This is a genomic window from Candidatus Eisenbacteria bacterium, assembly GCA_016867495.1.
Lineage (GTDB): Bacteria > Eisenbacteria > RBG-16-71-46 > CAIMUX01 > VGJL01 > VGJL01.
In genome coordinates, this window is sequence record VGJL01000001.1 from 95,100 (window position 1) to 119,244 (window position 24,145).

A 24,145-nucleotide genomic window follows, 5' to 3' on the forward strand; every position below is an offset into this window, starting at 1 on the left:
TGTGTCAGTCCTCCAGCTCGAATCGCTGGAGGGGCGTCCGGCCCGCCAGCAGGTCGACCGACAGCTCCGCCAGAACCGATGGATTCTCGAGGCCGAAGCGAGCGAGGACGTCCGGATCGACTTCGCCGAGCATGCCGGCAACAGCGCCGTCGGGCATCAGCAGCCGCGCGCAGCGGCCCTTCAGAAACGGCGCCTCGGACGCGGCCTCCCAGGAGGGAGTCACGCCGAACTCCCGGGCGACCGCCTCGGCGTAGGCCCGCGCATCGGTGAATCCCACCTTGGGTCCGATGATCCCGAAACCCACCGACCGCCGCTCGCGCGCGCGCGTCTCCGACTGCTCGTCCAGATCGACGACGTCCCCCACTTCGAACACGCGCTGCGGCAGCGGCTGATGGCGGTTGTGCCGGAAGATCTGCAGGAGTCCGGGCAGCAGGCTCCTCCTCAAGCGGGTCTGCTCGGTCGAGATCGGATTGGCGATTCGCACCGCCCGGTCGTCCGGCGGCCTCCCCAGGTTGCGGTCGTGCTCCTCATCGCTGCTCAAGATCATCGTCAGGCTCTCGTGGAACCCGAGGCCGCAGAGAACTTCCCGGACGTGGGACGTCAGGGTCTCCAGGGCGCGGGGCTTGCCGACGGTCCTCGCGGGGAGAAGCTCCGGCGCGATCCGGTGGTATCCATAGGCGATCGCCAGGTCCTCGATCAGGTCGTTCTCGTGGAGGATGTCGTTGCGATAGGCCGGGATCGACACATCGATCACGCCTTCGTTCGACTCGCGCGCGTCGTGTCTCATCCGTTCCAGCAGCTCGACCGCCTGCCCGGCCTCGATCCTGATGCCGAGAAGCCGCGCGCTCTTCTCGACGGCCACGCGGCCCGGCTGCGGGGTCAGATCGGGCATCAGCAGGCTTCCCTCCATGCCGGCCCGCCCGCTCATGTCGCTCGCTCCCTCGATCGCGACGGCCCGAAGCCTCGCTCCGGAGAGATTCTCGAGCATGGAGGTCACGAGGATGTTGAGGGCCCGCTGCACGACGCGCTGGCCGAGCCCGGTCACGTCGATGAAGAGGTTCCTGCTGCCGAGGTGGACCTTCGTCTCCTCGCTGTTGATGATCGGCGGCATCGACAAGACCTTCCCCGTGCGATCGCGGAGGATCGGATACCGATCGAACGAGTCGAGGAGGTGGCGGAAGGCCCGCCCTTTGGGGTGGCGATCAAGGATCTCTCGCAAGGTCATCCCGACGCCATCGGCGACCCCCAGGGGGACGAAAGCGTATGCGGAAGGGTCCTCACTCGTATACTCGATCTCCGGGACCACAGTGTCGAAGTCGTAGACGCCGATCGAGGCGAGTTTCCGGTTGCGGCCGAGGGCCCAGTGCAGGTTCTCCTGCAGCTTCATCAAGACCTTGAGCGTTCCCTCGTCCAGCCTGACATTCTCGAGCACCGCGCACGCGATGTGAGGGCGATGACTCCCGGGCAGCCTGACAGAGGGATCGACACGAACCGTCGCCGCCTGCGGCCCGACCTCGTAGACGGGCGCTCCACGCTCCAGGTCGAGGTAGCCTCGAAGAGCCCGGGCGAGCCCTCCCGGGTCGAACATGTCGGGCCTCACGGCCAGCAGCTCCATCCGGACGACCTCGATCTCGGGGAGGTCCTCGAGGGTCGAGGGATCCTGCCGGTGATCCGCATCGCACCGATCGCAACGAGCGGGCGGGTCCTCGGTCGGAGTCCGTTCCTCGATCCACCCGCAGCGCGCGCAGCGGGTCCTCGGAAGGAGCGCGAATCCCTCCACGTCGCACCCGATCTCCTCCAAGACGCGCAGGAGTCTGTCGCGGGGGATCTCGGCGCCCAGGCGCTCGCGCAGCGCATCCAGCGGGATCGCGATCACAGGCATAGAGGAACCCCCTTGAGCCACTCCGTGTCGGGCAGGTAGAGATCCCGCATGTCACTGAGGTCGTAGCGCATCATCGCGATTCTCTCGAGCCCGAGGCCCCAGGCCAGGACAGGGCTCTTGCATCCCAGCGGCTCTGTCACCTCGGGCCTGAAGATCCCCGCTCCACCCATCTCGACCCAGTCCTTCCGTTTCTCGAACCAGATGTAGACCTCGACGCTCGGCTCCGTGTACGGGAAGAAGGCCGGGCGAAACTGGAACTGTCCAAAGCCCATCTTGCGGTAGAAGGCCGAGAGAGTGCCGAGGAGGGTCGCGAAGGACGCCTCCCTGTCCACGACGATGCCGTCGACCTGATAGAAGACCGGCAAGTGCTTGTAGTCGATCGTCTCGCGGCGAAAGACCCGCCCGACGCAGAAGACCCTCCGCGGCCCGATCGGATCGGCCGCCAGGGCTCGCGCGGTGGTCGCGGTCGTATGCGTGCGCAGGACCGCGCGCGCGGCCTTCTTCTCGTCCCATCGATACTGCCATCCGATCGAACCGGTCTCTCCCCCATCTTCGTGAGTCCGCCGGACGCGATCCACGAGCGTCCGGTCCTCCGGCAGCGGAACATTCCCGGGCCGATCGAGAAAGAAGGTGTCCTGCATCTCCCGCGCCGGATGATCCTGCGGCTGGAAGAGGGCATCAAAGTTCCAGAACGAGGACTCCACGATCGGTGAGACGATCTCCTGGAATCCCATCTCGAGGAAGACTCGCCGCGTCTCGTCGAGTACGCGCTGCAGCGGATGCCGCTTCCCGGGGAAGACGGGTTCGGTCGGCAGGTTCACGTCATAGGGACGGATCGTCGCCTCCCGCCACCGGCCCGAGGCGATCAGCTCGGGCGTGAGCTGGTTCACCTCCGATGCTCTTTCGATGCCCGCGGAGAGCAGCTTCCTCCCCTCGGCGGTCAGGTGAAGGCGCCGATGGGCCTTCTCGCGCACCTCGCACCATTGCGGGCGCCCCTTGAGGAGTTCGAGCGCCCCCGCGAGATCGACTCCGGCGCGTTCCAGATCCTCCGCGGTCGCCTTCTCTCTGCGGAGCAACTCATCCAGCAGCCGCTCATCGGCCGTCGCGGCCGGGTCGCGCGCGAGGCTCTGGAGGATGGGGCCATCCTTCTTTCCCCATCCCCGCGACTGGAACCAGCGGAGACAACCTCCGATCTCCTTCGGCTCCATTCCGGTCCTGCCCGGGGCATCGGAGATCGCTAGGGTTCCGCCGGCCTCGACCACGGCGGCGAGGAGTCGGCGTTCCGGGATTCCTCCCTGAATCCAGCGCCGCCCTTCGGGGCGAATCACCAGCTCGCGATAGGCCTCCTCGGCAATTCTCAGGAGCCCGATCTCGGCAAGCTGCACGGCCGCGGCGGCCACGCGCGCTTGATCGAGAGCGAGATCCTCGCCCAGCTCCGCCACCCTCTTGCCGTCGCCAGCCTCCCCAAGGTGCGCGAGGAGCCGAATCTGATCGTCAGGCAGGCGCATTCCATCGTCCTCTCATCATGACGGCCTCGCCGTCGTTTCCCCTTCTCTCGCGGCCCGAGCGAGGCGGTGGCTGCCCACGATTGCCGCCGTCTCCGCCCGCAGTCGGGTCGGCCCGAGGGACCAGCGGATCGTACCGCAGGCTTCGAGCGCGCGCCTCTCGCCCTCGCTCAGCCCCCCTTCGGGCCCCACGAGCAACCGGACGCGCAACGCCCCGCGCAAGTCGGGCAGCGCCTCCGACCCGGCGGGATCGGCCAGCAGGGCCACGGTGCGCGCCCCGTCGGGCCGGGACGCTCCCTCACGCCGCGCCGGCGCTCCTCCGCGCTCCGGGGGACCGCTCGCGCCCGAGCCGGAGAGCGCGAAAGTGACAGGATCCTCGGGATGGACGATCTCGGGCAACCAGGATCGCTCCGACTGCTTCGCGGCCTCGCGCGCGATCCTCTCCCAGCGGGCGCGCGGAATCGCGGCCGACTCCTTCACGGCGCGCTCCCAGAGAAGAGGCGTGAGCGAATCGACGCCGACCTCGACCGCCTTCTCGAGAAGCCACTCGACGCGCGCCCGCTGCCGCAGCATCGGGAATCCGAGATCGAGTCGCGGCGCGGGGGGTTCGTCCCGCATCCTCTCGATCACGGTTCCCACCAGGCGCCCCTGCTCCTTCCCCAGAACCACCCGGTATCGTCCCCCTCGCCCGTCCACCACCCTGCACGCATCGCCCGGCTTCAACCGGATCACCCTGAGGATGTGGCGGCTCTCCTCCTCGGGAAAGAGGACGCGGCCATCGACGTCAATGCACTCGGCCGGCACAAGGAAGGGATGGGGATCGCGGCCCATGCTCAGCCTGCGAAGGCATCCCGGATTCGATCGAAGAACCCTTTCTCGGCCTTCGCCGGACGGTTCCCCTCCAGGCGGCGGAGCTCCTCATATAGTTCCCGCTCGCGCGCTCCGAGCTTCTCGGGAACGCGGATCTCGACGCGGATCAGCTGGTCGCCGTGCTCCCGCGACCGCACGGAGCGGATCCCCTTGCCCCGCAGCCGCAGAACCTTCCCCGCCTGGAGTCCGGGCGGGATCTCGACCATCGCCCTTCCCCCCAGCGTCGGGACCTCGATCCGCGCGCCGAGGGCCGCCATCGCCGGCGTGATCGTGATCCGAGTCAGAACGTCGTCGCCATGACGCTCGAAGATCTCGTGGGGCTTCTCCTCGAAGATCACGATGATGTCGCCAGGAGGGGAGCCCCGGAAACCGGCGTGGCCCCGTCCCCTGAGGCTCATGTAGTTCCCCTCCATCACCCCGGGAGGGATCTTGACGATCACCGTCTCCTGGCCCGCGCCGACTCCGTCTCCCCGGCACTCACGGCAGGGGTTCTCGATGATCCTCCCTTCCCCGCGGCATCTCGGACAGGCAGTGACATTCACGATCTGCCCGAAGAAGGACCTCTGGACCTGCCGCACCTGTCCCTGCCCCGCGCATTGCACGCAGGTCGTGACGCCGCTGCCGGGCTCGCCACCCGTCCCCTTGCAGTGCGGGCAGGGCACACCCTTCTTGACCCGCACCTTCTTCTCCGTCCCTTCGGCGATCTCTTCCAGACCGAGCTTCAGTCTGATCTGGATGTCTCCCCCCCGCGTCTCCCGCGCCCTCCCGCCCATCTCCTCGTCGCCGAAGAAGGAGCCGAGGCCTCCGAACTCCCGCATGAAGGCGCGAAGAGCGTCCGAGAGATCGAAACCGAAGCCTCCCCCAGCTCCGGCGCCGCCGGCCCCGTAGGAGGGATCGACGCCGGCGTGACCGAAGCGGTCGTACTGCGCCCGCTTCGTCTCGTCCGAAAGGACCTCGTAGGCCTCCGTCACTTCCTTGAAGGACTCTTCCGCCTCCTTGCTGCCGGGATTGCGGTCGGGATGGTGCTTGAGGGCGAGCTTGCGATAGGCCTTCTTGATCTCATCCGGGCCGGCGCTCTTCTCGACGCCCAAGACCTCGTAGAAATCTCGCTTCGCCAACTCGACAACCCCTCCACGCGCCTTCCCGCCGCGGATCGAGCCGGGACTTGACGCTGATTCCCAACCGTAGGACCCGCATCACCGGGGGTCAAGTCGCGTGCCACAGGCCTGATGGACGCCCGCTCTCCGGCTCGCAACTCGGGGGAGAGTCTACGCGTCGGCCGCCTGTCATTGGAAGCCGTGCCGAGCCCGCGCCGGGATCCGGATTGACCTTCCGCGAAGCGATGGGCTAGCGTGAGGCCTCCCGGCACGAGCGGGTCAGGTCAGCGGATATTCGCGGTCAGGTCGTCCAAGGAGGGCCAGATGATCGAGCGACTCGGGCGCGAGCCGAGGCTGTCGGGCCGACGCAGGAGAGGCATCGTCTGGACGGGGCTCATCGGCAGCCTGTCGCTCCTCGTTCTGCTCGGCGCCCTCGGCATCGCCGGCTGCGGAGATGACAAGAGCGGCAAACCGGACGATCAGCCGACTGGACCACGGCATCCGCAGGACCTGTTGCCGCCGACCGGAGGCAGCATCACGCGCACCGGCGATCTCCTTCTCGCCGACACCGCCCAGGAGCTTCAGGCCGCGATCAACGGCGGCTACACCCTGTACGTGAGCTACTCCTTCCAGGAGTTCGCCGGCCAGGAGTACACGGCCCAGGTCGGGGCGGAGCAACGCGTCAGGATCTGGATCTTCCGGATGGACACGACGGGGAACGCGCAGGGGCTGCACAACGACGAGAACAACCAGATGGGAACGCCAACCGACGAGTACGGCGAGGAGGCGCGGATCGACGTCAGCACCGCGACCACCATCCGCTTCTGGCGCGGCGTCTACTGGGTGTTTCTCACGATCGACAGCGCCAACGCCGACGCGCAGACCTTCCTCGGCCTGCTCGCGACCGACATCGACACCGAGATCCAATCCGGAAAGTAGAGAGCAGGGCTGCGCCTCCCGGAGACGAGCGGATGAGAGCCCCACGGGCAGTACCTTTCCCGCTCGCCCGGCCGCGGCCGCTTTCTTCCCTGCGCCGGTCCGCATCGAGGTCGACCTCCTGGGCGCGGGCGCGCATCCCCACCGTCCTCCTTCCCCTGCTCCTCCTTGGTCGCCTCGATTCGGCCGAGGGTGAGCCCTTCTCGGCGACCGAGGCGGGCGACCTGAACGAGCGCGTCATCTGGACGAACGACCGGCTCACGATCCTCACCCCTGCCGCGCTCGTCCGCTTCGAGCCTGTCTCCGAGGCCTGGACGCTCATCGAACCCTCCGATGGCCTTCCCGACCCGCCGTTGCGCGGCTTCAGCCAGTTCGAGGATCAGTTCTGGATCGCCGGCGAGGGCGCCGCCCTCACGAGTCCTCGCTTTGACGCCTGGCAGACCTTCAAGAGGGGCGACAGCCCGCCGTGTGCGGGCCTCATCGACATCGAGGCCGACGACGAGTACGCCTTCGCGGGAGGCGAACTCGGCGCAGCCCGCTTCGATCAGTACATCCGCGAGTGGGAAGTGCTGGCCGGCCCGGACGGGCGGCCCCTCGGTCCCGTGCGGGACCTCGTCGCGGATGACGAGCGGGTCTGGTTCGCGCTCGAAGGCGGCGTCGCCGAGTATCGCAAGGACACGCAGAGCGTCCGCGTCGACTCGATCCTGGGAGAGTTCCGCTCTCCCGCGGTCCTCGCCATGCGACAGACCACCCGTCATCTCTGGGCCCTGACGCGCGCGGGCCTCGCGCGCTACGACAAGGAGTTGAGGAGCTGGAGCAGCTACGCCGCCGGGCGCGATCTTCCTGACGCCCGAGTCCACGAGTGGATTCTCCAAGGCGATGACGTCTGGCTCGGGACCGACGAGGGGCTCTGGCAGTTCCAGAACGCCACCGGCATATGGCGCCGCCATCCGGCAATGGAAGGGATGCCCGGAGAGAAGGTCGTCGCCTTCGCCCTCGAGCCGGATCGGATCTGGACGGTGACGGATGAGGCCATCGCCCTCTATGAGAACGCGGCGGCGCGATGGATCGACTTCACCCCCGTCGTCCCGCTCCCGCGTGAGGAGATCGCCGACATCGCCTTCAGCGGGGGAACCCTCGTTCTGGCGGGACGCCGGGCGGTCGCTTGCGGCCTCCCGCGCGGGCAGACCAATCCCAGCCTCTATCTCTACGCCGTCCGATCTCTCCCCGAAGGCGACGCGACCCCACCAACGCCAGAGAGGAGATGGGGCCTGGGTCTCGATGAGCGCGGCGCGACCCTCGAGATGCCAGGGGCGGCGTCCATGCAGCTCGGCGGAGGCGCGACGATCTTCATCGAGGATGACGACTACGCTCCCGCGGGCGCGAAGGGGATCGAGAGGCTGACCACAGAGGAACGCCTGGACCTCTCCCTGAGCGGACGCTTCGGGCGGGAGCGGACGCTCACCGGCCGCTATGACACGACCGATCCCGAGAATCCCGCCTATCAGCTCACCTACAGAGGCTCGCGCGACGACAACCTCCGAACCGCGAGCGTCGGCGAGATCGAGCAGGAGATTTACAACTCGCGCTTGACGCCCGGCACGGGTCTGCGGGGCGGATCTCTGAGGCTCGAGGCGGGACCCCGCTCGACCGAGAGGAAGCGCCGCTTGGTGACCGCCGACGCCTGGGCCGGCGAGCGAAGAACCCGGCCGGGACGCGATGTCTTCTACGGAGGCAACCGCTCCGTGACCTCCCGATTGCGGGATGTCGACTACCTGCGCCGGCGGGTCTATGCCCTGCCCGACTTGTGGACGGATCGCGATCTTGCAGGCGCTCGGCTCTACAAGGACGACAACGATCCAGAGACCGATGGGGTCAACACGGAGGTTCGGGAGCTTGCCGGGATCCCCGGGGCCTGGGATCTCATGGAGCCGATCCGGGACTACTCCTACGAGAGCGACCATCGGAGGCTTCTGCTGGCCGTCTCCCTTGGAGACGACGACCGGCTGGTCCTGGTCCGGACAGCGCCGGATCCCCCCACGCCGGCCGATCGACTCGAGTCCACGGTCGCCTTCGAGCCCCGCGTCTCGGAGATGGACCTGACCGGCCGTTCGCTGAGGAATGTCTACTCGATCGGGGTGGAGATCATCCCGGGATCTCTCTCCGCCGCCATCCTCGACTCGACAGGCTCCGATACCGACTCCGAGGGAACTCCCCATCTTCGGCTCTTCGGGCTGGACAGCGAAGGCGACGGCGAGGTCGACCGCGACCGGCTGAGCCTTCTCTCCGGCCTCCTCGCCTTTCCGGACTCGCTCCCCTTCCCCGCGGAGGTCTATGCAGACCCCCCGCGGTCGGCCTACACCCTGAGCCTCGCGTACGAGACGCGCCTAAGCGCGTTCCGGCTGACTCACTCCAACGTGGTCCCTGGCTCGGAGCGGATCACCCTCGATCGAGAGCCTCTGAGGGCTGATGTCGACTACAGCATCATCCCCTCCTCCGGCCTCTTCGTCTTCTTCGAAGGGATCGTCCTCGAGGACGATTCCGTGATCGAGGTCGAGTACGACTACGAGGTCGCGGAGGAGTCGGCCGATCTCGAAACCGAGACTGTCGTGTCCGGGCAGGTCGGCCTCGCCCCCGGGGATCTCGCCTTCGCGGGGCTGAGCGCGACGCGCTGGACCGACGAGAAAGGCGCCGTGACCGCGATCACGGGGATCAACAGCCGCATCGAAACGAAGGGGGACGACTCCTTCCTGCGGCTCTCTCCGGAAGCGGCCTGGTCGCGGGCGATCGCGCGGGCGGATGATGGGACCGGCGCCGGCGGGTCGCCGGCCGGGCGCGATGGATGGGCGGCCGGCGCGAGCCTCCAAGCCAGGCGCGGTTCGATCGAGATCACGGGGAGTCACCGGCGTCTTGGAGAGCGATTCACATCGTTCGAGGACCGCCGCACACTCCTCGGCAGGCTTCGGGACGAGTCGGAGGCGGCTGCCCGATGGAGCCCGAGCGCCCGCCTGCAGACCGAGGTCAACTGGGCGCGCGCGCGCTCGGATTCCGCCGAGGGGGCGGGACTCGAGTTGGGGGGTCGCGAGTCCTCTTTCACCGGCAAGGTCAGACTCCTCCGAAGCGGCCTGCCCAACCTGGAGATCCGGCGCGGCCGCGTCAGGCTGGACACGCCCCGCGGCGAGCAAGAGAAGTGGATCACGCGCGCGGAGGTGGAGATCAGCCCGGAGCAGGCGGGCGTCCGTCCCCGCTTCCTCCGCCGTGTCTGGCTCCGGTCCTTCTTCCAGCGCAGCGAACGACGAGGCGAGATCCTGAGTCCCGGGAGCCAGGCCGCTTCCCGCGACTCCCTGCCGAGGGATGAGATCGCCGACACGTTCTTCGCGCGCCTCAACGGATCGACCGGGAATCCCGTCTCGTGGAACGTCGCCTTCGAAGCGCGGCGATCCTCCCTTCCCCGGCCAGGAATGGACACGACGCAGGACCAGCGCCAGAGCCTCGACGCCACCCTACAGTCGCAGGCGCACCCGAGCCTGGATCTCCTCCTTCGGATGGAGTCCGAGCGGGAGTTGTTCGCCGACAGCGGCGGCGAGGATCTCGGCCACCAGACCCGCAGGACGTTCTCCGGAAGCGGGCTGATCTACCCCGGAAGGATCAGCCGGCGCCTCACCCCCCTCTCCTTCCGAGTGGAGGTGGGAGGAGATGAGACAGGCCGAGGGGAGGCCGGCGATCGACGACCCGGCGCCGAGTTCCTCTGGGGCGCCTCATGGAAGCCCCGGCGTCTCCTTGTGGAGCGCCGAGCGACGATGGAGAGTCGACTGCAGGTCTTCTCCTGGTTGCGCTGGATCGAGCGCCTGGAACACCGTTCGGAGTCGGAGGAGCGCGAACCCCTCAGATCCGCCGGCGTCACCCGTTTGATCGAGACGAGGATGGAAGCGAAGCCCAGCGCCGGTCTTCTCACCCTCCGGGCGATCCTCGAGCGGAGCGAGCGCGGCGAGCAGGAGGAGAGCCGCCGCTTCGTCGGCCAATGGGACCAAGGGTGGGGCCGCGGGTTTCTCACCTATCTCGCGCTCGAAGGCCGGCATGAGAAGATGAACGAGAGAAACCTGCGCGCGCAGATCCGCGACTGGACGCCGGAAGCCCGCCTCTCCTGGCGGCGTTCGCGGTGGCAGACCGACGCCTCGATCGGGGTCTCCCTCAACTGGAACAGATCCGAGGATGCCTCCCTTGGGGCGGCCTCAAAGGCTGAGACGAAGAGGCGGGCCGGCCTCACGACATCGCTGAGCGTGCAACCGGTCAAGATCCTCACGCTGAAGCTGAGGCACCTCTATTCGTTCACCAAGATGCCCGCAGCCGAAGCGGGGAGCTTCGCCCGCGATGAGGATCATGACTTCCGAGTCACGGTTCTCCTGCGCTCCTAGGGCGGCATGACCGCATCCGGGAGGCCTAGTTCGTCATCGCCTCAAGGTAGTCGACGAGAGTGCGCGCGCGGGCAGACTCCAGCTGCGCGGGGCTGATCGTCCCGGTCTCGAGAAACCGGGTCCACGCGATCGATGTGGCCCGCACAGCCTCCCCCGCCGCCTCGAAGCCGGCCAACGGCGCGGCGACAGTCCAGAAGAAGTCGGTCCCCCAGAAACAGAGCCCCGGCCGGGAGATCTCGGCCTCCTGCCCGAAGGGGCACCCCGCGGGCGCCGCCACGCGGGCCACGCCGCCCATCTCCTCGTCGGCGAGGGTCGTCTTGGCCATGATGACGCACCGCCACGGCTTCAGAGGGATCTCGTCGTGGAGAAGAGAGGGGTCGAAGGGGATCCATGATCCGTCTTCGAAGTATTCCACCACGCGGTGCATCTCCAGGCGCTGCGAGTTGATCGGCACCACGGCCAGGGATCGACAGGGCGCGCCCCTCTCTCGCATGAGGGCGCAGGCCAGGTTCGCGTTCGCCGTGCATATCGTCTTCTCCCCGCTCCTCAGGACGGCGAGCGCATCCAGGGTTCGCGGCGCCTCCCTCCGCGCCATCCCCTGGATGAAGCGCTGGATGCTCGCGGCATAGTCCCGCAACGCTCCGTCGCGCGGGTAGAGGCGCTCCGCCAGCTCCTCGACCTCTCCTGCGTCGGACTGCGCGCACGCCGTCGAGGCGAGATACTCCTCCGGCCGCGTTCCGTTCTCGCTCGGCTCGCGATCGACGATCAGGATGACGCCCGACCAGTCGATCGCGATCTCGCGCTCCCGAACGCCGTTCAACCCGACGTTCACGAAGACGTTGCCGTCGCTCCGCTGCTGGAGGAGGGAGGCGACCAGCGCCTCCGGGGGCGTGACCGACAGGGAATAGCAGACAGGGATCTGGCGGCCGGTCATCTGCGGAACGGGAATCAAGACATCGTAGCGACCCGAGGCGTGGGCCTTCAGGCGGACACCGCCCAGGACCCCCGCGAGGCCGGGCCCCTGCTGGGCCCTTGGGGGGATCGCGGAGGCGGCTGCCTCGATCGACGCGCGTATCGCCGAGGCCTCCGCCGTCTCCACCGTAGCCAGGGCCACGCCGGACGAGACATCCCACGCCGGCTTCCCACGACCGCAACCCGCCAGCAGGATGAACAGCCCTGCCGCGCATGCGGGCAGGGCGCCCGCCCGGAACAGAGGAGATCGCCCGCGCCGTCTTGCCGGTCCCCCGGCGATCGATCTCATCGGGGAGCGACCTCGCGACCCGTCTCGCGAGCTGCCGCCGGCCCCTGTCACCATCGCCTCACTCGTTCGCGCCTTCCCCCGCTATGCGGGACCAGCGTGGCCGCCTGCGCTCCAGGAAGGCGTTCACTCCTTCCCGCGCCTCGTCGCTCTCGCGCATCCGGGCGATCCAGTCGGCCGTCCTCTCGTGGATGTCCGGAGGAAACGGGTGCAGAGCCTGAAGGAGCTGCTTGGCCTCTCTCTGGGCCGTCGGCGCACCGGAGAGCAACTCGGAGATCAGCCGCTCCGCCATCGCGTCCAGTCCCTCCGGATCAGCGACCGAGGCGATCAATCCAACCCGCAGGGCCTCCTCCGCCGTGAAGCGTTCGCCCGTCAGAAAGTAGCGCTGCGCGTCCGCCGGCCTCAGCTTCTTCAGAACGAAGGGAGAGATCACTACAGGGATGATCCCCAGCCGCACCTCGGTGAACCCGAAGAAGGCGTCGCGCGCCGCGACCGCGATATCCGCGACCGCGACCAGCCCCATACCCCCGCCCAGGGCCCCTCCGCGGATTCGGGCGACGATCGGGGCGGGACAACTCGCGACCGACACAAACATCGCGGCGAGCCTGCGCGCATCGTCCAGGTTCTCTCTTCGCGTGAACTGCGCCGCCCTGCGCATCCACTCGAGGTCGGCGCCCGCGCAGAAGAACTCCCCTTCCCCCTCGAGACTCACGACGCGTGTCCGAGGTGCGGCTGCGACGGAAACGAAGGCCTCCGTCAGCTCGGCGATCATCCGCTCGTCGAAGGCGTTCCTGCGCTCCGGCCGGTTGAGCCTGATGCGCAGGATCGGAGGCTCCTCGCGAATCTCGATCGTCGCCGCCATAGTCCCCTCCTCGAGCGAACTCGCCCAATCCTATGCATGCCTGCGGCGCAGCCGCGAGGTCTCACTGCCGGAATCGACTCAGCTCCCGCGCTGCGTGAAGACCGCGCGGACCGTCATGAGGAGAATCCTCAGATCGAGCCAGAGCGACCAGTTCTCCATGTAGTAGAGATCGTAGCGGGTCCGCTCCTCGATCGGGACGTTGCCCCTCAGGCCGTTCACCTGCGCCCAGCCCGTCAGCCCCGACTTCACCCTGTGGCGGCCGTAGTAGTCGGGCACCTCCGCCTGAAAGCGCGAGACGAAGTGCGGACGCTCAGGGCGAGGCCCGACGAGGCTCATGTCCCCGCGGAAGACGTTCCAGAGCTGTGGCAGCTCATCGAGGCTCCAGGTCCGAATGAACCTGCCCACGCGCGTCCGCCGCGGATCCTCGTCCTCGGCCCAGACCGGCCCGCTCTCGGTCTCGGCCCCCATCCTCATCGAACGGAACTTGAGGATGTGAAAGACACGCCGATCCCTCCCCATCCGCTCCTGCCGGTAGAGGACGGGACCCGGAGAATCGATCCGGATGGCGAGCGAGCATGCGAGGAGCAAGGGCCAGAGCAACAGCAGGAGCGTCCCGGAGAGAGCGATGTCCATCGTCCTCTTGAGCACTCCCCCCCATCCGGCCAAGGGGATCTTCCTGCCTCGCACGACGGGGAGTCCCGCGATCTCCTCGACCTGGATCCCGCCCCTGAACGGAAAGCCGATGGAGGGAACGATGTCGAAGTCGAGATCCTCCTCCCGGCATAGCCCCGCGATGCGCTCGAGAAGCTCCTCGCGGGATGGAGGCAGCGCGATCAGGATCCGATCGAGTCGGGCTCTTCGCGCAACCTCTCCCACCTGGCCGCAGGGGCCTAGATCGGCAACCCCTTCCGGCGCAGCAGGATCGGACGATTCCCTGAAGATTCCGATGAACTCGTGCGGGATCACGCCGGCGCGGGGCAGCGCGCGAGCGAGCGCGAGCCCCTCCGCCGAGGAACCCACGAGGGCGAATCGGATCGGCGGGACGGCGCCGGCTCCGACGAGCGCCCGAAGGAAAAGCCTCCGCAGTCCCCGCAGCAGGAAGAGGGTGATGAGCCAGATCAACGGAGCGGCGATCCGCGAGAAGCTCGCCTCCCGGTAGAAGAAGGCGACGGCCGCGCTCATCAACATGCCCAGCCCCGAAGCGCGCGCCAGGACCGGCGTCCTGAGCCCCCTCCGCGTTCCCTCGGCGCGATAGAGCCCCAGAGCGTGGAAGAGGACGATCCAGAGAACGGCGGCGGCGAGACCCGCGATCAGATAGAGGCGCAGCGGAGGGATGTCGGGTTTCGGGGGAAGGATCTGCGTCACCGGCCCGGAGAATCGGATCGTGTGCCCGAGGACGAAGCCCCCGACAACCGAGAGGAAGTCGGCCACATGCCAGATCGCCTGGATCCGGACGACCCGCTTGCGGCGATCGACCTGACCCATGGCCCTCAGGACCGTCCTGCCGCGCCGACGCCCTCGTCCGCCAGCCAGGCGTCGACTTCCGCCTCGAACCTCTCGCGACCGAACCGGAGCGCGTGAGTCCGGATCGCCTCTGCGTTCCATCGGATCGTCGCGGCGCGCGCGAGCGCGCCCCGCAGCGCCTCCGGACTCGGCTCGTCGAAGAAGAGACCGGTCACGCCATCCACGACCGTCTCGAGCGCGCCGCCTCGGCGCAGAGCGATGACCGGCTTTCCGCAGGCCATCGCCTCGACCGGCACGATCCCGAAGTCCTCCTCGCCGGGGAAGATGAGGCGGCGGCACTCCTGCACCAGCCGGACCGTAGCATCGGGGTCGAGCCAGCCGAGGAACCGCACATTCTCGGGCGCCATGCGGATCAGGCGTTCCCGCTCGATGCCGCTGCCGGCGATGACAAGCTCCGTTTCGAGTCCGCGGTAGGCCTCGAGCGCCACGTCGATCCGCTTGTAGGGAACCAGCGCCGAGAGGATCAGATCGTAGCTCCCCCCCCCGCCCCCGGAGGGCGGCCGGAAGCGGCCTGTGTCGACCCAGGGATGGATCACGCGAGCCTCCCGGGCATACCAGCGTCGGATCCGGGCGGCCACATGCGCGCTGTTGGCGGCAAAGGAATCGACCCTCGTGCAGCTCGATACATCCCAGGTGCGCAGCCAGGTCGCCACGATCGGCATCAGCCACGAGGCCGGAGCCCCGAGTCTCCCTTCCCCGAAGTACTCCTCGTACGCCGGCCACACGTAGCGCATCGGCGTGTGGCAGTAGCAGAGGTGCTTCGTCCCAGGATGGACCCGCGCCCCTTTCGCGACGCAATGGCTTGTCGAGAGGACAAGATCGCATCCGCGCAGGTCGAAGCGCTCGATAGCCGAGGGGAGCAGCGGCAGGTAGCGCTGATAGGAGCGCGCCCCGCCCGGCAGCCTCTGGACGAAGGATGTGTGGATCGGGTGCTTCTCGATCGAGGGGCTCACGGAGCCGGGCCTGTGCACGATCGTGTAGACGGGGGCTTCGGGAAAGCGCTCGCAGAGGGCCTCGAGGACCTTCTCCCCACCCCTCATGCCTGTCAGCCAGTCATGCACCAGCGCGACGCGCACGATTCCCTCGATGCCGTATCCGAAGGACTAGGCCGCCTCGAGCAGAGCCGCGATCACGCGGTTCGACACGAAGAGGCCTCTTTGCCCCAGCCTCAGCCGCTCCCCATCATCCTCCACGAGTCCGGCCTCCGTAAAGGCGCCGATCTTCCCCTTGAGCGCCCCCGCCCACGCATGACCGAACTCGCGCGCCAGATCCCTCCACGCGAGCCCGTCTCGCAATCTGAGGCCGAGCAGGAGCCTCTCATCTGCCCGACGCTTCGCGTCGACGGCCTCCTCCTCCCGCGGGGGCAGCCGCCCCGCCTCGAGCGACAGGAGGTAGGTCCCCAGATCGGCGCTGTTGGCAGCGCGCACTCCGTTCAGGTGCCCGTGCGCGGCCGGGCCGAGACCCAGGTAGTCTCCGCCCGACCAGACGCCCTCGTTGTGACGGCACCTGAATCCCGGGCGCGCCCAGTTGGAAATCTCGTAGTGCTCGTATCCCGCTTCCTCGAGCACGAGACAGGCCGCGTCGTACTGGCGGCGCTGAGCGGCGTCCGAAGGCAGCCTCAGCGCTCCCTCCTTCACTGGCCGCTCCATGGCGACTCCGGGCTCGAGCGTGAGCAGATAGCAGGAGAGATGCTCCGGGCCGAGAGAGACTGCGGTCTCGAGGCTCCGGCGGAAGCCGCGCCCGCCGTCCGATCCCGGGAGGCCATAGATCAGATCGATGCTCAGATTGCGAAAACCGGCGCGCCTGGCATCGGCGATCGCCGCCTTCGCGCGCCCGGCGTCGTGCAGCCGCCCCAGGAGGGCAAGCTCGGCGTCGCCGAACGACTGGATGCCCAGGCTCAGCCTGTTGAACCCGCTCTCCAGAGCCGTTTCGAGAAAGGGGGCGGTCGCCGAGTCGGGGTTTGCCTCAAGGGTCCACTCGGCATTCGCCGCGATCGGCGCGCGCTCCCTGATCCCCCGCGCCAGGGCGGTCAGCCGCCTGGGACCCAGCGCCGACGGCGTCCCTCCCCCGAGGAACACGCTGTCGAACGCGCCGCCCGTCCATGACGGCAGGCGCATCTCCGCCTCCCGGACGATCGCGCGGACGGCCCGGTCCTTGGTCGCGTCGCCCGCGACCTCCGCGTAGAAATCGCAATACGGGCACCGCCGGGCGCAGAACGGAACGTGGATGTAGAGACCGGGCCCCATCGCCTCACCGGATCAGCCGGAAGAAACGCTTCAGGCGCGGCACCTTCTTGTGGCCGTCCCAGGAGAAGTAGATGACCTCCGCCTTCCCCCGCACCAACCTCATGTCGAGGAAGTGCCAGAAACGGCTGTCCTGGCTGTTGTCCCGGTTGTCCCCCATCATGAAGAGGCTCCCCTTCGGCACGCGCACGGGGCCGTAGGTGTCACGCCGCGGGTCGATCCGGCGATCGACATGCTTGACGTACCCCTCATCCTTCCGAACGCCGTCAACATAGAGGACCTTGTCGCGGTACTCGATCGTCTGCCCTTCCACCGCCACGCACCGCTTGATGTAGTCCTCCTTCGGATTCTGCGGGTTCTGGAAGACGATGACGTCGCCGGGCCGCGGCTTCCTGAATCCCGGCAGCCGCTTGTGCGTGAAGGGGATGTTGGGACCGTAGGTGAGCTTGCTGATGAAGAGGAAGTCGTGGATGAGCAGCGTATCCTCCATCGAGGGGGAAGGGATCCGGAAGGCCTGGAACGCGAAGCTGCGGATGATCAGGAAGAGGACGACCGCCCACACGGCCGAGTTCAGCCACTCGCGGACCTGGCGCTTCCACCAGCTCTCCTTCGCCATCGGCGACTGACGCGAGGCCATCGCCTACTCCGTCGTCTTCAGGAGAGCCAGGAACGCCTCCTGAGGAATCTGGACCGAACCGATCTGCTTCATCTTCCGCTTTCCCTCTCGTTGCTTCTCCAACAACTTCCGCTTCCTCGTGATGTCTCCGCCGTAGCACTTGGCGAGGACGTCCTTGCGCAACGGCGAGATCGTCGATCGCGCAATCACCCGGGAGCCGATCGACGCCTGCACCGCGATCCGGAAGAGCTGTTTCGGGATCAGCTCGCGCAGCCGGTCGACCAGCTCGCGGCCCCACTCGTAGGCCTTCGACTCGTGCACGATGATCGATAGGGCGTCGACCCTGTCGCCGTTCAGCAGGATGTCCAGCCTGACCAGCTTCGACTCCCCGTAGTCGTAGAACTCGTAGTCGAGCGTCGCGTACCCCCTGCTGCACGACTTCAGGCGGTCATAGAAGTCGTAGATCAGCTCCCCGAGCGGAACCAGGTAGGTGAGCCTGGCGCGGGTGGGGTCGAGATAGTGGATCTCCTGGAAGTCCCCTCTCTTCTCCTGCGCGAGCTTCATGACGTTGCCGACATACTCGGTCGGAGTGATGACCGTCGCAAGAACGAATGGCTCGCTCATTCTCTCGATCTCGGTCGGCTCGGGGAGCTGCGAGGGGCTGTCCACTTCCACATCGGTTCCGTCCGGGCGATGCGCGACATAGGGGACCGTCGGCGCCGTGGCGATCAGATCCAGGTCGTACTCCCGCCTGAGCCTCTCCACGACGATCTCCAGGTGGAGGGGACCGAGGAACCCGGCCCGGAATCCGAAGCCAAGGGCCAGGGAGGTCTCCGGCTCGTACGTGAGCGCCGCGTCGTTCAATCGCAGCTTCGCCAGGGCCTCCTTCAGCTTCAGATAGTCGTCGTTGTCGATGGGGAAGAGACCCGAGTAGACCATCGGCTTCATCGGCTTGTAGCCCGGGAGGGGTTCGACATCCGAGCCGGCGTGCGCCACCGTGTCGCCGACCTTCGCCTCTGAGACGTTCTTTATGCCGGCCACGATGTACCCGACATCCCCCGCCTCGAGCTTCTCCTCGACGACCATCCTGAGCTGGAAGATCCCGACCTCGAGGACCTCATACTCCTTGCCTGTGGAGAGGATCCGGACGGTCTCGCCGGGCCGGACCGTTCCGTCCACGACCCTCACGTAGGCGAGCACTCCGCGGTAGCTGTCGAAGGCCGAGTCGAAGATGAGCGCCCGCAGAGGCGCCTCGGGCTTCCCCTTCGGGGATGGAATCTCGCGTATGACCGCTTCGAGGATCTCCTTGACGCCGATCCCCTCCCGGGCGCTGGTGAGGAGGACCTCCTCCTCCTTGTGCCCCAGGAGGTTCTGGATCTGCAAGCGGACTTCATCCACGCGGGCGCTCGGCAGATCGATCTTGTTGAGGACGGTCAGGACCGTCAGATCATGGTCGAGGGCCATGTAGAGGTTCGAGAGGGTCTGCGCCTCGATCCCCTGCGATGCGTCGACTAGCAGGAGCGCCCCCTCGCAGGCGGCCAGACTCCTCGAGACCTCATAGGAGAAGTCGACGTGCCCGGGCGTGTCGATGAGGTTCATCCGGTAGGTCCCGCCGTCCTCCGCCTCGTAGCGCATCGTGATCGCGTGGGCTTTGATCGTGATTCCACGCTCGCGCTCCAGGTCCATGTCGTCCAGGACCTGCTCGCGCATCTCCTTCTTGGAAAGCGTCTTCGTGATCTCGAGGAGTCGATCGGCCAGCGTCGATTTCCCGTGGTCGATGTGGGCGATGATGCAGAAGTTGCGCACGCGCGCGCGCTCGATCGTCAAGGGAGGACCTCGTAGCGCAGAAGGAAGGCGGAGTCTTCCTCGCGGAACTCGGCGTCGAATCGATCGAGATGCGCGTCCACATAGGCGTCCCCGACGCTCAGCAGGATCGTGAAGGCGCACCACCAGAGGTAGTCCTTCTTGGTCGCCTTGTGGATCGAGGCGGTCCAGGGATCGCCCCGCTCGAGGGCACGATCGGCCAGGCGGTCCTCGTTCCAGATGCCGTAGAGGAAGGCCGCCTCCACCCCGCCCAGCACCGCGGCCTTGAAGTACTGCCCGTTGTGGAGCTGTCCCCACCCCGGAAAGGCTGCCGAGCGCATCATGACCCAGAGCGGCGCGTCGATTCCCCTGCCCCTGCCTACGCTCGACGAGTCGGCCGCGTCCGCGGCGCGGGCGGCGTCCGTCAGGAGGGGTGCCAGGAGAGACCCCAGGATCAGAACCGCGAGCGCGGCCGCCGGGCAGGGAGTGCGCGCTTTGAACTGGCGGGAACGTGTGGGAATCGAACCCACCTCGGACACTGTAATGCCCGACAGAGGATTTGAAGTCCTTGGGACCCACCAGGACCCATTCGTTCCCGCTCCAAACACGCCATGCACCCGGTGAGGATAGGTATCTGGCGCCCGCCCGGTCAACGATACGATCGCCGGCCCGCCGCCGGATCCGCTCAAGCGCCCTCGCGATCGGGCCCCGCTGCGGCGATCATGTCGATCTCGATTCGGGCCCCCTTCGGAAGGCTAGCGACTCCCACCGTGCTGCGGGCGGGAAACGGCGAGCCGACGCGCCTGGCATACTCCGCGTTGACGATCTCGAAGTCCCGCAGATCGGTCAGGTAGAGCGTCGTCCTGACCACCCGATCGAGTCCCGAGCCGGCCGCTTTCAGGATCGCCTCCAGGTTGTCGAGGACCCTGGCCGCCTCGGCCTCGATTCCGCCGGACACGAGCTGCCCGGTCGCCGGGTCGAGCCCGATCTGGCCCGCTGAGAAGACCAGACGCGACCCGCGGACGACGATGCCCTGGCTGTAGGGACCCAACGCCGCCGGCGCCCCGCTCGTCTGGACGGCCTCCCGATCGCTCATCATCCCCTCACTCCACGGTGACGCTCTTCGCGAGGTTGCGCGGTTGATCCACATCGCACCCGCGGAGCACCGCCATGTGATAGGCCAGCAACTGCAGGGGGATCACGGACAGCAGGGGGGTCAACGGCTCGAGCGTCTGGGGAACGTAGATCACGTGGTCGGCCAGCCGCTCCAGCTCCCTATCCCCCTCGGTCGCGATCGCTATGATCCGTCCCTTGCGGGTGCGAACCTCCTCCATGTTGATCAGGATCTTCTCGTACACCGAGTCGCGCGTGCAGATGAACACGACCGGCATGTTCTCGTCGATCAGGGCGATCGGCCCGTGCTTCATCTCGGCCGCAGGGTATCCCTCGGCGTGGATGTAGGAGATCTCCTTCAGCTTGAGGGCCCCTTCGAGCGCGACCGGGAAGTTGTAGCCCCGCCCCAGATAGAGGAAGTTGTTGTGCTTCGCGTAGACCGAAGCGATCTCGCGTATCTTGTCGCTTCCCTCGAGACACCGATCCACGAGAGCGGGGATGTCCAGCAGAGTCTGGGTGAGCGGGCGGGCGGCCGGGAGAGGCTGCCCCCGCAGATGCGCCAGGTGCAGGGTCAGGACCATGAGGACCGCGACCTGGGTTGTGAACGCCTTGGTCGACGCGACGCCGATCTCGGGTCCCGCGTGGGTGTAGATCCCGCCGTCGGCCTCGCGCGCGATCGTTGAGCCGACGACGTTGCAGATGCCCAGCACGCGCCCCCCCCGCCTCTTCGCCTCCCGGAGGGCGGCCAGCGTATCGGCGGTCTCGCCGCTCTGGCTGATCACCACGACGAGCGTGGAGGGATCGATCACGGGGTGGCGGTAGCGAAACTCCGAGGCGTACTCGACCTCTGCGGGGATCCGGCAGAACTCCTCGATCATGTACTCGCCGATCATCGCTGCGTGCCAGGAGGTCCCGCAGGCGGACAGGATGATCCGGTCCATGCGCCGGATCTCGTCTGGCGTGAGATTCAAGCCGCCCAGGTGCGTCTCCGCGCTGTCCGGCTTCAAGCGGCCGCGCATCGCGTCCATGAGGGAGCGCGGTTGCTCGAAGATCTCCTTGAGCATGAAGTGGGGGTAGCCAGCCTTCTCGATCTGAGAAAGCTCCCAGGTGATCTCCTCGACCGCCTTCTCCACGGCTACCTCGTCCAGGGTCTCAGTCCGGTATCCGTCCCGGGTGAGCACGGCCATCTCCTCGTCGTCGAGGTAGATCACCTGCTTGGTGTAGGGCAGGATCGCCGAGACATCGGAAGCGATGAAGTACTCGTTCGAGCCCACGCCGACGAGGAGCGGACTGCCCCGCCTCGCCCCGATGATCTTGCCCGGATCGAGGTCGGTCACGACGGCGATGCCGAATGTCCCCTCGACGAGCTTCAGGGCGGTGGCCACCGCCTCCTCGAGCTTGCCCCGCCAGCTCTCCTCGACCAGGTGGGCCAGAACCTCGGTGTCGGTTTCCGTCTCGAAGGTGTGACCGCTTCTCGTCAACCGCTCCCGCAGGGCGGCGAAGTTCTCGATGATCCCGTTGTGGACGACGGCGAAGTGGCCCTTGCAGTCCTGATGCGGATGGGCGTTTCTCTTGCTCGGGATCCCGTGCGTCGCCCACCGCGTGTGCGCGATGCCGACGGTCCCCACGATCGGGCTCTCGACCGCGAGCTGCTCGAGGATGGCGATCTTGCCCACATCCTTGCGGACCTGGAGCCCGCTGCCGTCGAGGATCGCGATCCCGGCCGAGTCATATCCCCTGTACTCGAGGCGCTTGAGGCCCTCGATGAGGATCTCCTGACATGGACGCGGCCCCACGTATCCAACGATGCCGCACATCGCTACCCCCGTCCGCCGTCCCGGCACAGGCCGAGGATCCGCTCGAGGAGTCCTCTCGCCTCAGGCTCGGACGACGCTTCCACCACGAGTCGCAGAATCGGTTCCGTCGCCGAGCTGCGCAGGTGGACGAACCCGTCCGGCCTCGACCACCGCAGCCCATCGATCGAGCTCTCAACGCCCCCGAGGAGCGTTTCGATGAAAGCCTTGTAGGCCGTCAGCGGGACTCCCCTCGCGACGGCCAGTTTCGCCTTCAGAACGTAGCGCGGAGGGAGCGTGGACGCCAGGGCCATGAGCCCTCCCTTGCATGTGGCGTGCGCCTCCAGAAGCCATGCGGCGGCCACGGCGGCGTCCCTCCCCAGGTGCACCTCGGGGTCGATCACGCCCCCGTTCCCCTCGCCGCCGAGCACGGCGCGCGTCTCGCGCATCCTGGCCACCACATGCGCTTCGCCGACTGGCGTCCGCTCCACCCTGCATCCGTGCGCCTCCGCGACGGCCTCGAGACGCGTCGAGGTGCTCAGGTTGGTGACGACGGTCCCCTTCCTCCAGGCGAGCAAGTGGGCGGCCACAAGAGGAAGCGTCCACTCCTCCCCCACGACCCCTCCCTGCGGCAAGGCGATGGCGCATCTGTCGGCATCCGGATCGACCGCGAGGGCGATCGCGGCGCCCCTGCTCGCGGCCTCTGAGGAGAGCGCCTCCAGGGCGGGGCCGGTGGGCTCCGGCTCGCGGGGGAACCTCCCGTGCGGCTCCTCGTGGAGGACGTCGACGACGGCGCCGAGCCCCCGAAGCAGCTCGGGAAGCAGAACTCCGCCCGCGCCGTGCACGCAGTCGAGCAGCACGCGCGGCCTGCGCTCCCTGATGCGGGCTCCATCGACCCTCGACTCGATCGCCCCCCGGTGGAGCGCTAGGGCCTCGGCCGACCTGTCGATCCGCTGAGCGCGCCCCTCGCCTCGCGCGAAGGAGGCGCCCTCGGGGGCCACGCGCGCGCGCAACTCCTCGAAGGCGCCGCTTGGGAGAAACGTCCCGTCAGGCCCGACGAACTTCATCGCGTTCCACTCTGCCGGATTGTGGCTGGCAGTCAGAATCAACCCTCCGGCGGCTCCCCATCGCTCGACGGCGAGCTGAACGGTCGGCGTCGGCACGATCCCCAGATCCCAGATCTGCCGGCCGAGCGACGCGAGGAGATCGGCGGCGACGGACGCGAAGCCTTCACCGCTGGGGCGCGAATCGCGCCCGAGGACGATCGGGCCCGGGGGAAGCTGCCCGCTCAAGGCGGCCGTCCAGCGCGCGATCAGATCGGGGGTCAGGTCCGAGCCCACGAGCCCCCGCACACCCGAGATGCTCACCATCAACGGACTCATGCCGTCCCGCCCTCGCCTCCCCAAGACAACGCCCGTCCCCGCGGCGGCGGAGAGGGCGTGCATTTCCAGACCCGATGAAGAGTGGAGCTGGTGAGCGGAATCGAACCGCTGACCTGCGCATTACGAATGCGCTGCTCTACCTGCTGAGCTACACCAGCACCCATTGTCGCCCCGGCGCGCCGTCGGGCCCGCGTCCGGACGGGCAAGCCGATCACCGACAGGAAGACAGTGGTGCGGCCTCGCAGAGTCGAACTGCGGACTTCCAGATTTTCAGTCTAGCGCTCTACCAGCTGAGCTAAGGCCGCACCCAAGCCATTGATGATCCCGGAGAGCGCCCCGGAGGGTCAAGCCGTTTTTGTCGCCGCACGCGCCGAAACCGCGCGGACCGACGCGATCGCGCCCGAGACGCTCGCTCGGAGCGCCCACTCTCATCATGGCGCCGATCAGGACGATCTCGCGGGTTCAAGAGCCGGCTCGCCGGCGCGGGCCAGGAGCGCTTCCGCGACCGCCCCCTTCAGCTCGGAGAGATCCGAGGACTTGACGACGTAGCGGTCCGCCGACCAGCTCGCGAAGTCGGCCTTGAAGGAGGCGTAGGCGGAGTTGAGGACGATGGCGACATCCCCCCTTCTCCCCAGGATGCGTCGCAGCGTCTCGAGGCCGTCGATCCCCCTCAGCCGGAGGTCGAGGACGACGGCGTCGATCTTCTCCCGTGCCACAATCTCGAGCGCATCTTCCCCCGCCGGGACCGAGAGAACACGATAGCCCTCGTCGGCGAACTCCTCCTCGTAGAGGAGTCGAAGATTCGGATCATCTTCGACGATCAGGATGGTGGTCATGCGCGGCCTC

18 protein-coding genes and 3 tRNA genes are annotated in these 24,145 nt (G+C 67.6%); 2 read left to right on the forward strand and 19 right to left on the reverse strand.

Annotation, left to right across the window (positions count from 1 at the left end):
• Positions 1-4 precede the first annotated feature (4 nt).
• From FJY88_00400 to dnaJ, 4 genes are read right to left on the reverse strand one after another with little or no spacing between them, the layout of a single operon-like run.
• The gene (locus FJY88_00400) at positions 5-1,882 is read right to left on the reverse strand and encodes a phenylalanine--tRNA ligase subunit beta (GenBank protein ID MBM3285804.1); all 1,878 of its coding nucleotides are present in this window, start codon (positions 1,880-1,882) and stop codon (positions 5-7) included.
• Positions 1,873-3,390: a phenylalanine--tRNA ligase subunit alpha gene (locus tag FJY88_00405; protein MBM3285805.1), complete on the reverse strand. Its 1,518-nt coding sequence runs from the start codon at positions 3,388-3,390 to the stop codon at positions 1,873-1,875. The genes FJY88_00400 and FJY88_00405 overlap by 10 nt, the downstream gene beginning before the upstream one ends.
• Positions 3,391-3,405: 15 nt before the next feature.
• Positions 3,406-4,218 (reverse strand): 16S rRNA (uracil(1498)-N(3))-methyltransferase, encoded by an 813-nt coding sequence (locus tag FJY88_00410; protein ID MBM3285806.1) that lies wholly within the window; start codon positions 4,216-4,218, stop codon positions 3,406-3,408.
• A 2-nt stretch (positions 4,219-4,220) separates the two neighbouring features.
• Entirely contained in the window at positions 4,221-5,375 is a 1,155-nt protein-coding gene (dnaJ, locus tag FJY88_00415) for a molecular chaperone DnaJ (GenBank protein ID MBM3285807.1), read from the reverse strand.
• Between the two features lie 303 nt (positions 5,376-5,678).
• Here dnaJ and FJY88_00420 point away from each other — a divergent pair, with 303 nt between their 5' ends.
• Complete coding sequence (locus tag FJY88_00420) at positions 5,679-6,293, forward strand: hypothetical protein (protein MBM3285808.1); 615 nt, start codon at positions 5,679-5,681, stop codon at positions 6,291-6,293.
• Between the two features lie 32 nt (positions 6,294-6,325).
• Positions 6,326-10,705, forward strand: a complete 4,380-nt coding sequence (locus tag FJY88_00425; GenBank protein ID MBM3285809.1) for a hypothetical protein — start codon at positions 6,326-6,328, stop codon at positions 10,703-10,705.
• A gap of 25 nt (positions 10,706-10,730) precedes the next feature.
• On the opposite strand, the gene FJY88_00430 is transcribed toward FJY88_00425, so the two are convergent.
• From FJY88_00430 to FJY88_00500, 15 genes are all read right to left on the reverse strand, one after another.
• Complete coding sequence (locus tag FJY88_00430; GenBank protein ID MBM3285810.1) at positions 10,731-12,020, reverse strand: transglutaminase domain-containing protein; 1,290 nt, start codon at positions 12,018-12,020, stop codon at positions 10,731-10,733.
• Positions 12,021-12,024: 4 nt separating this feature from the next.
• On the reverse strand, positions 12,025-12,825 hold the full coding sequence (locus tag FJY88_00435) for a hypothetical protein (GenBank protein ID MBM3285811.1): 801 nt from the start codon (positions 12,823-12,825) through the stop codon (positions 12,025-12,027).
• Positions 12,826-12,903: 78 nt separating this feature from the next.
• Positions 12,904-14,430: a sugar transferase gene (locus FJY88_00440; protein MBM3285812.1), complete on the reverse strand. Its 1,527-nt coding sequence runs from the start codon at positions 14,428-14,430 to the stop codon at positions 12,904-12,906.
• The gene (locus FJY88_00445) at positions 14,316-15,389 is read right to left on the reverse strand and encodes a glycosyltransferase family 4 protein (protein ID MBM3285813.1); all 1,074 of its coding nucleotides are present in this window, start codon (positions 15,387-15,389) and stop codon (positions 14,316-14,318) included. The genes FJY88_00440 and FJY88_00445 overlap by 115 nt, the downstream gene beginning before the upstream one ends.
• Positions 15,390-15,452: 63 nt before the next feature.
• Positions 15,453-16,595, reverse strand: coding sequence for a radical SAM family heme chaperone HemW (hemW, locus tag FJY88_00450; protein MBM3285814.1), 1,143 nt, complete (start codon positions 16,593-16,595; stop codon positions 15,453-15,455).
• Between the two features lie 4 nt (positions 16,596-16,599).
• Positions 16,600-17,208 carry a signal peptidase I gene (gene lepB / locus FJY88_00455; protein MBM3285815.1) on the reverse strand — a complete coding sequence of 203 codons (609 nt, stop codon included), beginning with the start codon at positions 17,206-17,208 and terminating at the stop codon, positions 16,600-16,602.
• Positions 17,209-17,232: 24 nt separating this feature from the next.
• Positions 17,233-19,029 (reverse strand): elongation factor 4, encoded by a 1,797-nt coding sequence (gene lepA, locus FJY88_00460; GenBank protein ID MBM3285816.1) that lies wholly within the window; start codon positions 19,027-19,029, stop codon positions 17,233-17,235.
• 2 nt (positions 19,030-19,031) lie between these two features.
• Positions 19,032-19,550, reverse strand: a complete 519-nt coding sequence (locus tag FJY88_00465) for a hypothetical protein (GenBank protein ID MBM3285817.1) — start codon at positions 19,548-19,550, stop codon at positions 19,032-19,034.
• Positions 19,513-19,608 (reverse strand) — tRNA-Sec (locus FJY88_00470). Before FJY88_00470 ends, FJY88_00465 begins: the two co-directional genes overlap by 38 nt.
• 88 nt (positions 19,609-19,696) lie before the next feature.
• Entirely contained in the window at positions 19,697-20,107 is a 411-nt protein-coding gene (locus FJY88_00475) for a RidA family protein (GenBank protein MBM3285818.1), read from the reverse strand.
• Positions 20,108-20,114: 7 nt separating this feature from the next.
• Entirely contained in the window at positions 20,115-21,941 is a 1,827-nt protein-coding gene (gene glmS / locus FJY88_00480) for a glutamine--fructose-6-phosphate transaminase (isomerizing) (GenBank protein MBM3285819.1), read from the reverse strand.
• Between the two features lie 2 nt (positions 21,942-21,943).
• The gene (locus FJY88_00485) at positions 21,944-23,362 is read right to left on the reverse strand and encodes a phosphoglucosamine mutase (GenBank protein ID MBM3285820.1); all 1,419 of its coding nucleotides are present in this window, start codon (positions 23,360-23,362) and stop codon (positions 21,944-21,946) included.
• Positions 23,363-23,381: 19 nt separating this feature from the next.
• Positions 23,382-23,457 (reverse strand) — tRNA-Thr (locus FJY88_00490).
• A gap of 71 nt (positions 23,458-23,528) precedes the next feature.
• Positions 23,529-23,604 (reverse strand) — tRNA-Phe (locus FJY88_00495).
• A gap of 138 nt (positions 23,605-23,742) precedes the next feature.
• Positions 23,743-24,135, reverse strand: coding sequence for a response regulator (locus FJY88_00500; GenBank protein ID MBM3285821.1), 393 nt, complete (start codon positions 24,133-24,135; stop codon positions 23,743-23,745).
• Positions 24,136-24,145: the final 10 nt, after the last annotated feature.

Bases quoted from the DNA above. Each gene is read 5' to 3' on its own strand.
- FJY88_00410 (MBM3285806.1), bottom strand. From the start codon at position 4,218: ATGGGCCGCGATCCCCATCCCTTCCTTGTGCCGGCCGAGTGCATTGAC.
- FJY88_00430 (MBM3285810.1), bottom strand. From the start codon at position 12,020: ATGGTGACAGGGGCCGGCGGCAGCTCGCGAGACGGGTCGCGAGGTCGC.
- FJY88_00400 (MBM3285804.1), bottom strand. From the start codon at position 1,882: ATGCCTGTGATCGCGATCCCGCTGGATGCGCTGCGCGAGCGCCTGGGC.
- FJY88_00500 (MBM3285821.1), bottom strand. From the start codon at position 24,135: ATGACCACCATCCTGATCGTCGAAGATGATCCGAATCTTCGACTCCTC.
- FJY88_00475 (MBM3285818.1), bottom strand. From the start codon at position 20,107: ATGAGCGATCGGGAGGCCGTCCAGACGAGCGGGGCGCCGGCGGCGTTG.
- FJY88_00420 (MBM3285808.1), top strand. From the start codon at position 5,679: ATGATCGAGCGACTCGGGCGCGAGCCGAGGCTGTCGGGCCGACGCAGG.
- hemW (MBM3285814.1), bottom strand. From the start codon at position 16,595: ATGGGGCCCGGTCTCTACATCCACGTTCCGTTCTGCGCCCGGCGGTGC.
- FJY88_00425 (MBM3285809.1), top strand. From the start codon at position 6,326: ATGAGAGCCCCACGGGCAGTACCTTTCCCGCTCGCCCGGCCGCGGCCG.
- FJY88_00440 (MBM3285812.1), bottom strand. From the start codon at position 14,430: ATGGAACGCAGAGGCGATCCGGACTCACGCGCTCCGGTTCGGTCGCGA.
- FJY88_00485 (MBM3285820.1), bottom strand. From the start codon at position 23,362: ATGCACGCCCTCTCCGCCGCCGCGGGGACGGGCGTTGTCTTGGGGAGG.
- FJY88_00435 (MBM3285811.1), bottom strand. From the start codon at position 12,825: ATGGCGGCGACGATCGAGATTCGCGAGGAGCCTCCGATCCTGCGCATC.
- lepB (MBM3285815.1), bottom strand. From the start codon at position 17,208: ATGGCGAAGGAGAGCTGGTGGAAGCGCCAGGTCCGCGAGTGGCTGAAC.
- glmS (MBM3285819.1), bottom strand. From the start codon at position 21,941: ATGTGCGGCATCGTTGGATACGTGGGGCCGCGTCCATGTCAGGAGATC.
- FJY88_00405 (MBM3285805.1), bottom strand. From the start codon at position 3,390: ATGCGCCTGCCTGACGATCAGATTCGGCTCCTCGCGCACCTTGGGGAG.
- FJY88_00445 (MBM3285813.1), bottom strand. From the start codon at position 15,389: ATGAGGGGTGGGGAGAAGGTCCTCGAGGCCCTCTGCGAGCGCTTTCCC.